This window comes from Xenorhabdus beddingii, assembly GCF_002127545.1.
Classification (GTDB): Bacteria; Pseudomonadota; Gammaproteobacteria; order Enterobacterales; family Enterobacteriaceae; genus Xenorhabdus; species Xenorhabdus beddingii.
On record NZ_MUBK01000003.1, the window covers coordinates 138278 to 152518 of the forward strand.

A 14241-nucleotide genomic window follows, 5' to 3' on the forward strand; every position below is an offset into this window, starting at 1 on the left:
AAACAGGCGGACTAGTCTAGTGCTGCAAACGCAAGGGTGCAACAAAGAAGCACCCAGTTTAACGATTTACGGTATACTCCCACTATGAATTTTCTCGCACACCTTCATTTAGCTGCATTATCGGAAAGTTCCTTATTGGGCAATTTGATGGCGGATTTTGTCCGTGGCTCTCCAGAAGGACTATTCAGTTCCGACATTGCGGCGGGTATCCGTATGCACCGTCGGGTAGACACTCTGACGGACACACACCCGCTTGTCATAGAAGCACGTAACTTGTTTCGTTGCGAGTATCGCCGCGTTGCCCCGATTACCCTTGATATTATCTGGGATCACTTTCTTTCCCGACATTGGGGCAAAGTTGAAACAAGCTGCTCTCTGCCTGAATTTGTCAATTTTGCCCGCAGTAATATAGAACCTTACCTTGGTTCAACTCCCGAAAAGTTCCAAGAATTGAACCGCTATCTTTGGTCACAAAATTTGCTCATCCGCTATGCGGATATGTCGTGTATTGCCCATGTATTACAAGGCATGGCACTCAGGCGCCCGAAATTATCCGCGCTGGCAGGTTCATATCAGGATATAGAAAATCATTATCTTGATTTTGAAGCGCTATTTTTGCGGTTCTATCCACAAATGATGGCATTGGCATCCAGCAAACGACTGCTTGACTGAATAAGAAAATGGCCCAGAGCCTTGCACTTTTTTCAAATAGTTTTATCTTATGTGGAACAAAAGGAATTAAAAACAGATTATTGATAGGTAATACCTATTATAACAATTGGTATTTTATCCTTTATTGCTATACCCTAATTCCTTATGCTGTAACCCGTTTTTACATAACCCCCCTTTAAAAATCACAGGAGTCAATTATGGTTTTAGTAACCCGCCAAGCCCCTGACTTTACAGCTGCTGCAGTTCTCGGTAACGGTGAAATCGTTAATAATTTCAATCTGAAAAAACACCTGAATGGCCGTCCTGCTGTTATTTTCTTCTGGCCAATGGATTTCACTTTTGTTTGCCCTTCTGAGCTGATCGCTTTCGATCACCGCTATGAAGAATTCCAGAAACGTGGTGTTGAAGTCATCGGCGTTTCTTTCGACTCTGAATTCGTTCACAACGCATGGCGTAAAACCCCAATCAGCGAAGGTGGCATCGGCGAAGTCAAATATCCCATGGTTGCTGACATCAAACGTGACATCATGAAAGCCTACGGCATTGAGCACCCAGAAGCTGGCGTTGCCCTGCGTGGTTCTTTCCTGGTGGACAAAAATGGTGTTGTTCGTCATCAAGTTGTCAACGATCTGCCACTGGGCCGTAACATCGATGAGATAGTACGTATGGTTGACGCTCTGCAATTCCACGAAGAACACGGCGAAGTTTGTCCTGCACAATGGGCAAAAGGTCAGGAAGGTATGGGCGCTTCACCTGAAGGCGTAGCAAAATACCTGACCAAAAACGCGGATAAACTGTAATATTCTTCGATATTCAGCATGTTAATAACATCATGTTATTGACCCCGCCAAACCAGCCGCCTGTCGGCTGGTTTTTTCTTCCCCGAAAAAAACATCAAGCTGCGCACAAAAAATCACCTTTCCAAAATCCTGAGCTTTAGATAAGGTAAATTACATCTTTCTAACAAAAAAATTACAACCCATTGAGTCTCTCCACGATAGACTCGCGTTCAGGAGAACAACACATGTTAAAAGCATGGAAAATTCCATTTATAGCAGTAACCCTCCTTGTTGCCTCCCCACTTTATGCCGCCACTGAATCGGCGGTTGAAGCCAAACAGGGCATGGTTGTCAGTTCACAACATCTGGCTTCACAAGCTGGCATCGAGATCCTCAAACTAGGCGGGAACGCCATTGACGCCGCCGTTGCTGTCGGCTATGCCCAGGCGGTCGTCAACCCTTGCTGTGGCAACATAGGCGGAGGTGGATTTATGACCATTCATCTCGCCAATGGCAAGGATACCTTCATTAACTTCCGTGAAACCGCTCCCGCCGCCGCCAGCGCTGATATGTATCTGGATAAGAACGGTAATGTCATCAAAGATGCCAGCCTGTACGGATATAAAGCGGTTGGTGTACCCGGAACCGTCATGGGATTTGACGCGGCATTAAAAAAATACGGCACCCTGTCCCGGGAACAAGTCATGGCCCCAGCCATTAAGCTGGCGCGTGAAGGCTATATCCTGACCCGGGGTGATACCGATATTCTGGACACCACTGTTAAGCGTTTCGCCCAAGATCCAGAAGCCGCCCGTATTTTCCTGCGCAAAGATGGGACACCATTCAAACCGGGAGACAGGCTCATTCAATCCGATTTAGCCAACACGCTGGAAATGATTGCCAAACAGGGGCCGGATGCTTTTTATCACGGTAAAATTCCCCAACGGGTTGAAGAGATGTCAAAAAAATCAGGGGGAATTATCACAGCCGCCGATTTTGCTAACTTCTCTATCACAGAGACAGCGCCTGTCACCTGTAGCTATCGCGGCTATAAGTTCATCTCTTCCCCACCGCCCAGCTCTGGTGGTGTCACATTATGCGAAATATTGAACATTGTTGAAGGTTATGACCTTAAATCCATGGGATTCAATTCCGCCGCTTATATTCACACATTGACAGAAGCCATGCGTCACGCCTATATGGATAGAAATACCTATCTGGGCGATCCGGCATTTATTAATAACCCTCTCGATCGGCTGTTGAGCAAAAGCTACGCAGCATCTATCCGAAAAGAGATCCAACCCAACAAAGCCACTCCATCAGTCAATGTCCAGCCTGGCGTTGGCCTTCATGAAAAGCCAGAAACCACGCATTACTCCGTCGTGGATAAAGCAGGAAACGCGGTATCAACCACTTATACCATTAATGGGCGCTTTGGCGCTGTCGTCATTGCCCCGGGAACCGGCTTTTTCCTGAATGATGAAATGGACGATTTCACAACGAAAATAGGTGAGAAGAACCTGTATGGATTAGTACAAGGTGCCACTAACTCCATCGCCCCCGGTAAGCGCCCACTATCATCAATGAGTCCGACACTCGTGACCAAAGACAATAAAATCTTTCTGGTCTTGGGGTCTCCGGGAGGTTCGCGCATTATCTCCATCACGCTACAGAGTGCCCTGAATATCATCGACTTCAATATGCCACCACAAGAAGCCGTCAATAGCCCGCGTATCCACCATCAATGGCTACCTGATGAGGTCTATTATGAGCAACGAGGGCTGTCGAAAGATACTCTGAATTTACTGGAAAAAATGGGTTACAAAATGGTGGAACAAACACCATGGGGAGCGACGGAACTCATTATGATTGGGTTACCGGGCGCAGCCGGTGTCACTCCGGTTGACTCATCGGGCAATGATTCAGCCGTATCAGGCATTATTCGTGAAGGTTACATCTACGGTTCCAATGATGTACGAAGACCTGCCGGTGCTGCTATTGGTTACTGATCCAACCTAAATCAATAAGGGCAGGCTGCTTTAGCAGCCCGCCCTTATCATTTGTCATCAACGCAGCCATGAAGCCAGCGGATAACCGCCACCGCTTACACTTTGCTTCTACTTTTCTTCATGCTGTGCTTCATACTTTGGGAGTTTTACGCCCCCGATAAGGCGGTCATAGATCGCACACACAGCCGCAGTCAGCAAAGTAGGCAGCAACCACGCCAACCCTTGGTCTGCCAAGGGCAGATGTTTCGCCCATTCTGGCAGTAAGTGAGTCAAGTATTCAGAAGATTTTACTGCGTCCAAAATCCCAAACAGCAAGCTAATCAACATCGCTGGAGCGAGAATACGCGAGAAATTATGCCACCAGTTTATGCTAAAACTCAGCAATACCAACACAATACATGGCGGGTAAATCGCCGTCAGCACTGGAATTGAGAACTTAATCAAGTGACTCAGGCCCAGATTAGACACCAACATGGAAAAAGTGCCCAAAATCAGCACAAGAGTCCGATAAGACAACGGCACGTAACGGCTGAAAAATTCAGCGCAAGCACAAGTCAGACCAACAGCGGTGACCATACAAGCAATGAAAATCAGTACCGCAAGGAAGAAACTGCCGTAGTTACCAAAAACATTTTGGACATAAGCATGCAGGATCACGGCGCCATTTTCAGCGGCCGGTACTAATGTACCGCTACTTTCCCCCAGCTTGAACAAGGAGAGATACACAAGCGCCAAACCCAGACCGGCAATCAAGCCTGCCCACATGGTATAACGAGTCAGCAAAGAAGACGCTTCAACCCCTCTGGAACGAGCCGCATTGACAATAACAATGCCAAACACCATCGCGCCCAAGGTATCCATCGTCAAATAGCCATTGACAAAACCATTTGAGAATGGGGTTTCCTTATAGGTTGCAACCGCTTGAATAGGTTCGCCCGCAGGCCACAGCACAGCGGCGACACCCAGAATTGCCAGTGCCAGAATTTTGATTGGAGCCAGTATATGCCCGACGTTATCCAGCAGTTTGCCCGGATACAGCGAAATCAAAATCACCAGTGCAAAATAAACCACACTGTAGATAAACAGAGGAAGTTCACCCGCCCCGGTCAAGGGTGCGATGCCCAATTCAAATGAAACCGTAGCCGTTCTGGGCGTGGCAAATAGCGGGCCGACAGCCAGATAGCAAACCGTCGCCAGAACCAAACCTGCCGTTTTACCGATAGGTGAGCTGAGTGCCTCAATACCCCCACCGACTTTTGCCAAAGCAATGACAGTAATGACGGGTAAGCCAACTGCGGTTAGCAAAAAGCCAACTGCTGCGATCCAAACATGTTCTCCAGCCTGCAAGCCAACCATAGGCGGAAAAATAATATTTCCCGCACCAACGAACAAGGCAAAAGTCATAAAGCCTAATGCCCAAATATCCTTAGATGATAAACGGTATGCCATAATGATTGTTAATATATTGTTGCCAAAAGAATTGCATGTACGATAGTAATTATCGCAAACACTTGAATTTTCACTGGCGAGACCGAATTCTGCTTGCACAGTCAGTGAGGAACACAATATTCACTGATAGACGAAACATACAGAATGATAGTGGTAATTACAGCTAGAATCGCCAACAACTGCCCCCAAGTAAAACTTTTATAGCGTCAAAAGGCAAGCGGCAAACCAAAAACCAGAACAATATTCCAAACTAATTTTTAAAATCAGTGATTATGGTTATCTATCATTGAATACACACTATATGATTTGTATTTTTTGCCCTCATATTGATTAATTAATCATTTTTTCCGTATGACTACCATTAAATTGCTTATTTTTTAGTTAAACTTTTTCTCAATGAAATGGCAAAATCGTAGGACGCTTACTGACTCCCCGCAGTGTGGGGAGTCAGGGATCTTCGGAATTTCAGTCTGTCACTATGATGAAAACTTATTGAGTTGAAACGATAAGTCTGGGAGCCAAGAGAAAGCTAAAAGTAGACCCCTTACCCAGCTCACTGGAAATATCGAGATGGGTATTGTAGTGATGCAATGCATGTTTCACTATCGCCAGCCCAAGCCCACTTCCGCCTGTTTGCCGCGAACGGGCACGGTCAACACGATAAAAACGTTCTGTCAGGCGTGGTAAATGTTCTGCACTCATTCCTTCACCATTGTCTTCCACTTTAAACAGCGCGCCTTGGGCAACATTTTGCCAACTGACCACGATGCGGGTTCCCGCAGGAGTATGTCTAATGGAGTTATAGACCAGATTGGACATTGCACTACGCAGTTGCTCTTCATTACCAAACACTTTCAGTTTTTCATCAACCTTAAATAGGATGTCATACTGATTATTCCCCAAAGCCAGCGTTTCCTGCTGCAATAATTTCAACATAGCAGGGACATCAACCACTTCACTCATATCCACTTGTGGCCCTGCTTCAATTTTAGAGAGATGCAACAGTTGTTTAACCAGACCATCCATTCTCAGTATCTGTTCCTGCATCGTACTGATTGCCTTCTGGTTTACCTCACTGCCGAGAACCTGATCCTGCATCATCTCCAAATAACCTTGCAGTACCGTCAGTGGCGTTCTGAGTTCATGGCTGACATTAGCGAAAAAGTCCCGTCTGGAATTTTCCAACAATCTTTTTTGAGTAATATCACGCACCACCATCAATAACTGTCTTTCTGAATAGGGCATGACCCGGAACTCCATCATATTGCCGTTATTCAGTTCAATGGTTAAAGGGCGGGAAAAATCATTTGCCGTGATATAACGGCTGAAATCAGGATAACGGAGTAGATTGAAAATATGCTGACCATTATCCTCCGGCCAGCGGAACCCAAGTAAATGCTGTGCCAGACGGTTACACCAGAAAATATTGCCTTCTGTGGTCATCATCACAATCGCATCCGGTAGTGACTCAGCACCACTGCGAAAACGCTTGATCAATAATGCGAGTTCACGCCGCCGTTTACGGTTGCGCTGCTGCATCTGATAAATGCCGTAAAAGATGGGTTCCCATCCGCCATATCCCATTGGAGGCAACGTGCTGCGATCCAACCATAACCAATAGGATAATTTCAGAAGATTATAGCTATGCCATACCAGAGCCAAAAACAGCGCGATAACTAATAACCAAGCCAGATGACCAACAAAAAGAGACAAAATGACGGCGGGCAAACAGAACAGCACGAGGCCCGATACCAACTTTTTCCACGACAAACGCTCAAGCACGCTATTTTCTCCGGTACGAAAACGGTTTTACCCGAAACGACGGTTTCCCCAAACCCACGACTTTATTTACCCCGTTTATTTACCCAAACCATCAATAGCGGGTAGAGAAACGATAGCCTGTACCACGAACAGTCTGCACCATTTTATCGTGCCTGCCGGCTTCCAACGCTTTACGCAAGCGCCGGATATGGACATCAACCGTGCGATCTTCCACATAAACATTCGTTCCCCACACATAATTGAGTAGCTGCTCCCGGCTATACACACGCTCCGGATGCGTCATAAAAAAGTGGAGCAGTTTGAACTCGGTCGGACCCATTTCCAAATCCTGCCCCTGACTGGAAACTCGGTGAGAAACCGGGTCCAGTATCAACCCATCCATCTCAATGACATCTTCGGCTTCTATGGGCGAAATGCGTCGCAGAACCGCCTTGACACGGGCAATCAATTCCTTGGGTGAAAAAGGCTTAGTGATATAGTCATCAGCGCCGACATCAAGGCCACGCACCCGATCTTCTTCTTCTGTGCGAGCGGTTACCATAATGACTGGGATCGCCCGGGTATTACTATCCCGCCTGATCTGCTTAATAAGCTGTATTCCTGAACCACCGGGAAGCATCCAATCCAATAACACTAAATCAGGATAAGGCTCTGACAAACGCTTTATTGCCGAATCATAATCTCCAGCTTCAACGGTCTGATACCCGTTTTGCTCAAGTACAAAACAAACCATTTCACGAATCGGTACTTCATCTTCAACGACCAAAATACGTTTAACCATGGCTAATCCTGTCAATATTATTGAAGTCAGCAACATTTACTTTAAGTCATTATGCGTCAATTTTATGACAATTTTATGAAAACTCTGATTTCCCAATCATCAAGTTGTAATCTGACTCGCAGGAAATATATTCAACCGCTGTCATATTACATTTTTGATGCGAAGCTGCTCGACAGCTCAACAACAAGAGCAAATTGGCACAGGACATCCTTCACATACCCATTATAATTAGCGCTTGTCATAGGCAAGAGAAACTCACAGGCGACGGCGGGAAAGCATGCGAATCATTCATACATCGGACTGGCATCTGGGCCAATATTTCTTCACCAAAAACCGGGCGGCAGAACATAAGCACTTTTTGCAGTGGCTTATTGAACAAATCATTCAATATCAAGTTGATGCGCTGATTATTGCCGGAGATATTTTTGATACAGGCTCTCCTCCCAGCTATGCTCGCGAGCTGTATAACAAATTCATTGTGGCACTACAGCCCACCGGCTGCCAACTTGTCATTCTTGGTGGAAACCATGATTCCGTCGCCACACTCAATGAGTCAAAAGCCCTGCTTTCCTGCCTGAATACGACGGTGATCTCCAATGCCGAAACCGACGAGACAGAAAAGCAAATAAAGAAACTGAATAATAAAGATGGCAATCCAGGGGCGATTCTCTGCGCTATCCCTTATCTTCGCCCCCGGGATATCATGACCAGCCAGGCGGGACAATCCGGTATCCAGAAACAGCAGGCATTGCAGAATGCCATTAGCGAACACTACCACAAGCTCTATCACCAAGCCTGTGCCTTGCGGGAACAACTCAGCCAGCCATTACCCATTATTGCCACCGGGCACCTCACTACCGTGGGGGCTTCCACCACCGATTCCGTCCGCGATATTTACATTGGCACGTTGGACGCCTTCCCTGCACAGGAATTTCCCCCTGCCGACTATATTGCACTGGGTCATATCCATCGTCCACAAGTCATCGGAAAATCAGAACACATCCGCTACAGCGGTTCCCCTATTCCACTCAGTTTTGATGAAGTGGGACAGGATAAAAGTGTCTGTCTGGTAGACTTTAAGGCAGATAAACTCGATAACATCACGCTGTTACCGATACCCCAGTATCAACCGATGCAGCTTATTCGTGGTAATTTGAAACAAATCGAAACACAATTACGGGCTTTCAAGGAATATCAGGGGGAGCGCCCGGTCTGGCTGGATATTGAAGTCGCGACCCAGGATTACCTGCCCGATATCCAGAAACGCATCCAAACCCTGAGCGAAGGGCTGCCAGTCGAAGTCATTCTGCTACGACGCAGTAAAAGCCCCCGTCATCAGTCGTTGTCTGAAAAAAATAAAGAAACCCTCACCGAATTGAGCGTCAACGAAGTTTTCGAACGGCGTCTGGCACTGGCTGAAATAGAAGATATTGCTCAAAAACAACGCCTGACCACCCTATTTAAGCAAACGCTGGATGATATTTCTCAGCAATAACATAAAGAGCTTATTCCATGAAAATTCTTAGCTTACGGCTGAAAAATATCAATTCACTGCAGGGTGAATGGAAAATTGACTTTACAGCCGAGCCTTTTGCCAGCAATGGATTGTTTGCCATTACCGGCTCAACGGGAGCGGGCAAAACGTCTTTGCTGGATGCCATCTGCCTCGCTTTATATCATGAAACCCCAAGGCTCAAAACGATTTCCATGTCACAAAATGAGTTAATGACCCGTCATACCGCTGAATGCCTTGCTGAAGTGGAATTTGAAGTCAAGGGCATCGCTTATCGGGCATTTTGGAGCCAGCGCCGCGCCCGCAATCAGGCAAACGGCAAACTCCAACAGCCAAAAGGGGAATTGGTTCTCAAAAAAGAGGGAAAAATCCTGGCGGATAAGCTGCCGGAGAAAAAAGAAAAAATTGCCGAAATAACCGGGCTGGATTTCAGTCGTTTCACCAAATCCATACTTTTGTCACAGGGTGATTTTGCTGCCTTTCTCAATGCGCAGGATAAAGATCGGGCAGACCTACTGGAAGAGCTGACCGGTACAGAAATTTACGGTATTTTGTCCGAAAAAATTTATCAACGCTACAAAGAGGCTCAGCTTGAGCTGAACATTCAACAGGCCAAAGCCGCCGCCATTGAGTTACTCACACCAGAACAGCAACAAACTTACCAAAACCAACAACAACAACTTGCTGCAGAAGAAATTCAACTGAGTCAGCAAATGAAGGCGTTGCAGGCAGCCGAGCAGTGGCTGTTTCGCCGGGATGAACTCCAGCAATCACTGGCCAACAATACCGCACTTTTGCAACAAGCTGAACAGACGATCCAAGAGGCCCAACCTCAATTACAGCAACTTGCAACCAGCGAACCGGCAGAGAAAATCCGCCCATTATGGGATGCACAAAACCGGACTTTTCACGAAAAACAGCGTCTCACAGAACAACGCACACAAATAGAAAATGAACGCCAACAACAATTGGCGCTGCTGCAACCGGCTGAACAACACATTACCCAGTTGGAAAAAAACCAGCGAGCACACCAACAATATCAAAATCAGCAGGAAAAGCTCATCTCAGAGCAAGTAATGCCACTCGATCATAAAATTGATATTCAAGCAAAAGATCTGCTGACTATTGAAAAAGACATCACGCGACAAAACCGCGAATACGCTGACACCCTATCCCAATACCAAGCTACACAGAACCACGCAAATGCGCTGAATAAAGAACAAAAAGCGCTGGAATCTTATTATGAAAAACACCCCTATTACCATCATCTGGACAGCAAACTGCCGGAATGGAAGCAGCTATTTACCCGCCAGAAAGAGCGGCAAACAAAAATAAACCAACTGGCACAAAACACCCAACACATTGCCGCAGAGATCACTCGCACAACGGCTCATTTAAATGCGCTGAATGTAGAATTGGCTAAACAAAAAGAACAGGGCCAAACATTACGCAATAACCTTACTCATGCTGAAAACCAGCTCACGGCTTTGCAGAAAGATCATCCTTTAGAACAGTTACAGAAATATTTGTCGAATTATCAGCAACAACTGGTATCACAGAACCAGTTGGAGATCTTGCTACCGCAGATCCGGCAATTGCGCAGCGGGATCGCCGTCGATCAAATTCAACTTGCACAATCTCAAGAAGCGGTGAGACGCTTACCGGATCAGATTGCCGACCTCAATCAACAATTGGCAGAAAAGCAGCAGCACTATGACGATCTTAATCATCGCATTCGCTTAGAACAGCGGATCGTCAGTCTGGAAAAAGAACGGGCGCAATTGAAAGCAGGCGAATCCTGCCCGCTTTGCGGTTCAACTCATCATCCTTTAATCAGTGAATACCAAAATATTGCCCTGCCACAATCAGAAGAGCGATTAAAAACCCTGCGTCAACAGATTGAACAACTGCAAGAAAATCGCACGACTCTCCAGCAAAAACACCAGATTCAGCAGCAGAATTGCGAGCAATTGCAGCAAAATATAACTCAATCCAACACTAAATTGGCTGAATGGGTTAAACAATGGGAACATCATTGCCAACAATTACAGACTACAGACTTGCCAATAGAAGCAGAGCCGGTTAATCATTTTATCAACCAACGGCAATCGGCTTATCAACAGTACCAAATCCAGCAAGAAAGGTGGTTACAGGCAGAAAAAACCTGGCAGGCAGCAGAAAAAGCACTCTCAGCCCATCGAGAGCAATATCAGGGCTGTGAAAAAAATATTGAGCTGGAAAAATTCAAACAGGGTTCCGCCCAACAACAACTGGCCGAAAAAACGACTGAAATTCGACAGATAGAAACCGATTACGCAGTGACAGAACAACAATTAACCGCCGAATTGCAATCAACTCCTTTTACTCTGCCCCCCCATCAAGAAGTAGAGAGCTGGCTGCAACAACGTGAACAGGAATTAAATAATTACCGTGAATCACGAGAAAGATGGCAACAACTACAGAAAGAACACGCCGCCTTACAAAGCAAGCTGAGTGAATTGGAAAAACAAAAAAATAAGCTAGCCACTCATCTTGATACTTTGAATGAACAGCAACGGCAACAAAAGCAACTATTGGAACAAACACGTCAGGAACGTCATGACTTATTTGCCGAACAATCCGTTACAGCCGTTCGCCAGAGCCTACAGCAAAAAAACAATGAACTGGACGCCGCCTGCAAACAGGCAGCCGTTCACCTGCAAGCACTGCAAAACAAAATGAATCAATTAAACGGCGCAGCCAGTGAAATTGAAAAAAACGCTATCACCGCCGAAACCGCCTGCAAACTTGCCAGCAACCACTTCCAAAGCGGATTGGCGCAACAAGGTTTTTCTGATCAATCTTCTTTTGAAAGAGCCTTATTGGAACCGGAAAAACGGGAAAAACTCCAACAGTTACAAGAAAAACTTGAACACCAACAATTGCAGGCCAAAACACGCCATCATGAATCTGAAGTGGCCTTACAGAGGCAGACAGAAACGCAGCCACCGTTGCTTGAACACTATGAAGCCCAGCAGTTATCAACCCTATTGGCCGACGCTACCGCTAAATTGAAACACAACAACCAGCAACAAGGTGAAGTCAGAACCCTGCTGAATAGCGATGCTAGCCGCCGTCAACAACAACAAACATTACTGGCACAGATCGCCCTTTCACAACAAAACTACGATGACTGGAGCTATCTCAACAATCTCATCGGTTCCGCAGACGGCGCCAAATTCCGCCGTTTTGCCCAAGGTTTGACGTTAGATCATCTCGTCCATCTGGCGAATCTCCGGCTGGAAAAACTGCATGAACGCTACTACTTGCAACGCAAAGATGATGGCAGCCTCGAATTACAGATCGTGGATACTTGGCAAGCGGATGCCATCAGGGATACCAAAACCCTCTCTGGGGGAGAAAGTTTCCTTGTCAGCCTAGCCCTTGCCCTCGCCCTGTCCGATCTGGTGAGTAACAAAACCCAGATAGAGTCCCTGTTCCTTGATGAAGGCTTTGGTACGCTTGACCCTGAAACTCTCGATATTGCTCTGGATGCACTGGATCACCTTAATGCGTCAGGAAAGACCATCGGTGTGATCAGCCATGTAGAAGCATTAAAAGAACGAATTCCCGTTCAGATCAAAGTGGAAAAAAGGAATGGGTTGGGATTCAGTCAACTGGCACCAGAATTTCGGGTTTAAACCTGAAGATTATCCCCTATGTCGTGTATTAATAACCCCTTGATAGATGTGTATAGTGTGTATATGATATTCAAAGCGGAAAGGAGGCTGCTTGAACAGTTCAGACTTGATGAAATTATTGGAAAAAAACGGCTGGAAACTTAAGCGAATCAAAGGAAGTCACCATCAATTGACTCATCCTAAATTCGCTGTCGTAATAACGGTTCCGCATCCACGTAGAGATATCAAATCAGGAACTCTCAACAAAATTCTAAAAGATGCAAAACTCAAATAATCCAGTGAACAAATCATGAATTATCCTGAAAAAGCACACCAATAAAAATGGAATAAGATTATGTTATATCCGGCATTTATCGAAATAGATCAAGATGGTAGCGCCAGTGGTTGGTTTCCTGATGTTGCAGGGTGTATCTTTGCAGGTAACACACTTGAAGAGGCGCATTCAGATGCACAATCTGCGATCAATGCACATTTTGAGTTAATGAAAGAACAAAACCTGGATTTCCCGTTACCAAAAACCATGCAAGAGCACCTCACAAAAAATGCGAATGAATACGAAAATGGGCAATGGCTGTTAATCCCTGTCGATATGAACCAGTTCGAAGACAAAATAGAGCGGATTAATATTACATTACCATTGCGTTTAATTAATCGCATTGATGCTAAAGTCAAACAGCACCCCGAATATGGCAGCCGCAGTGGTTTTTTAGCCTTGGCTGCCCGCAAGGCACTGCAATAATTACAAAAGGAGCCTGATTTAACAGGCTCTTCTTCCATTCTAAAAATAAATATCAGAGCATTCTCTATACCTAACGAATTGCAAGATGAAGTGCGGTGGCAAAGGAGTCCATTTGTCCAACCAAAGGCTATCCTCTGGTGATAAGCAGGAGTCTCTCATGAATCCCCAAAAACATAGATAACTCTATGTTTATAAGAATGGTGTCACGAACCACCAAAGCTACAATTTGAAATACGCTGGGTATAATTATATGTTTTTAAAATTATTTCCACAGATAAGCACCGCAAGAAAGTAAACAAAAACACAATAAAATAAACAATTTTATAACCCAATATTTACATTCTTGTGTTTGTTTGTTTATATTTAACCTCCATTGGGGGTAATTAAATATGAATAACTTTTTCATAATACTGATATAGTCTGCCTGATTGATATATAAAGCTGAATTTAAGTTTGATACTTGCTAAATATCATATCAACTTATAACTCTACAATGAAATGCTTTAATATCTTGCTATACAAGGCATTATTCAAAATGTTCTACTATTTTGAAATGTTACTTAATCAAAGTGGAGAATTAAAATGAGCACTTTTGCAATTGCAGTTTGTAATGCTATTGAAGGTTTACCATTTAATAAATCCGAACTAACTTCAGAGGAATCGGAAATGCTCTTAGAGAGCGTTAATAAGAAAAACTTTGTTCCTGTTCTCCGTTATATTATTAATCAAGATTTGCCAACAGATTTGATGCTTAGACTAAACAAAGCTATTGCAAAGGAACAAGTTGTAAATATGGCAATTCCTGTAACAGGAGCATAAGTTATTTTTAAGAGATAC

General features: G+C 45.0%; 11 protein-coding genes. 8 read left to right on the forward strand and 3 right to left on the reverse strand.

Translation table 11 applies throughout. The features are described 5' to 3' along the window. Positions 1–84: 84 nt before the first annotated feature. The 3 genes from Xbed_RS03005 (at position 85) to ggt (ending at position 3460) form a co-directional block, all read left to right on the forward strand. A complete protein-coding gene (locus Xbed_RS03005; protein WP_086111471.1) occupies positions 85–672 on the forward strand; it encodes an acyl carrier protein phosphodiesterase in 588 nt (195 codons plus the stop codon). A gap of 197 nt (positions 673–869) precedes the next feature. Further along, positions 870–1472, forward strand: coding sequence for a peroxiredoxin C (locus Xbed_RS03010; protein WP_086111472.1), 603 nt, complete (start codon positions 870–872; stop codon positions 1470–1472). Between the two features lie 224 nt (positions 1473–1696). Continuing rightward, a complete protein-coding gene (ggt, locus tag Xbed_RS03015; protein WP_086111473.1) occupies positions 1697–3460 on the forward strand; it encodes a gamma-glutamyltransferase in 1764 nt (587 codons plus the stop codon). A 108-nt stretch (positions 3461–3568) separates the two neighbouring features. On the opposite strand, the gene brnQ is transcribed toward ggt, so the two are convergent. The 3 genes from brnQ to phoB form a co-directional block, all read right to left on the reverse strand. After that, on the reverse strand, positions 3569–4909 hold the full coding sequence (gene brnQ / locus Xbed_RS03020) for a branched-chain amino acid transport system II carrier protein (RefSeq protein WP_086111563.1): 1341 nt from the start codon (positions 4907–4909) through the stop codon (positions 3569–3571). A 489-nt stretch (positions 4910–5398) separates the two neighbouring features. Next, positions 5399–6691, reverse strand: a complete 1293-nt coding sequence (phoR, locus tag Xbed_RS03030) for a phosphate regulon sensor histidine kinase PhoR (RefSeq protein WP_086111474.1) — start codon at positions 6689–6691, stop codon at positions 5399–5401. Positions 6692–6782: 91 nt separating this feature from the next. After that, positions 6783–7472 carry a phosphate regulon transcriptional regulator PhoB gene (gene phoB, locus Xbed_RS03035; protein ID WP_086111475.1) on the reverse strand — a complete coding sequence of 230 codons (690 nt, stop codon included), beginning with the start codon at positions 7470–7472 and terminating at the stop codon, positions 6783–6785. A 277-nt stretch (positions 7473–7749) separates the two neighbouring features. Here phoB and sbcD point away from each other — a divergent pair, with 277 nt between their 5' ends. The 5 genes from sbcD (at position 7750) to Xbed_RS03060 (ending at position 14223) form a co-directional block, all read left to right on the forward strand. Further along, the gene (sbcD, locus tag Xbed_RS03040; protein ID WP_086111476.1) at positions 7750–8967 is read left to right on the forward strand and encodes an exonuclease subunit SbcD; all 1218 of its coding nucleotides are present in this window, start codon (positions 7750–7752) and stop codon (positions 8965–8967) included. Between the two features lie 17 nt (positions 8968–8984). After that, a complete protein-coding gene (locus tag Xbed_RS03045) occupies positions 8985–12665 on the forward strand; it encodes an AAA family ATPase (protein WP_086111477.1) in 3681 nt (1226 codons plus the stop codon). 91 nt (positions 12666–12756) lie between these two features. Then, positions 12757–12939 (forward strand): type II toxin-antitoxin system HicA family toxin, encoded by a 183-nt coding sequence (locus Xbed_RS03050; RefSeq protein ID WP_086111478.1) that lies wholly within the window; start codon positions 12757–12759, stop codon positions 12937–12939. A 60-nt stretch (positions 12940–12999) separates the two neighbouring features. Then, the gene (locus Xbed_RS03055) at positions 13000–13404 is read left to right on the forward strand and encodes a type II toxin-antitoxin system HicB family antitoxin (protein WP_086111479.1); all 405 of its coding nucleotides are present in this window, start codon (positions 13000–13002) and stop codon (positions 13402–13404) included. A gap of 582 nt (positions 13405–13986) precedes the next feature. Continuing rightward, the gene (locus Xbed_RS03060; RefSeq protein ID WP_086111480.1) at positions 13987–14223 is read left to right on the forward strand and encodes a hypothetical protein; all 237 of its coding nucleotides are present in this window, start codon (positions 13987–13989) and stop codon (positions 14221–14223) included. Positions 14224–14241: the final 18 nt, after the last annotated feature.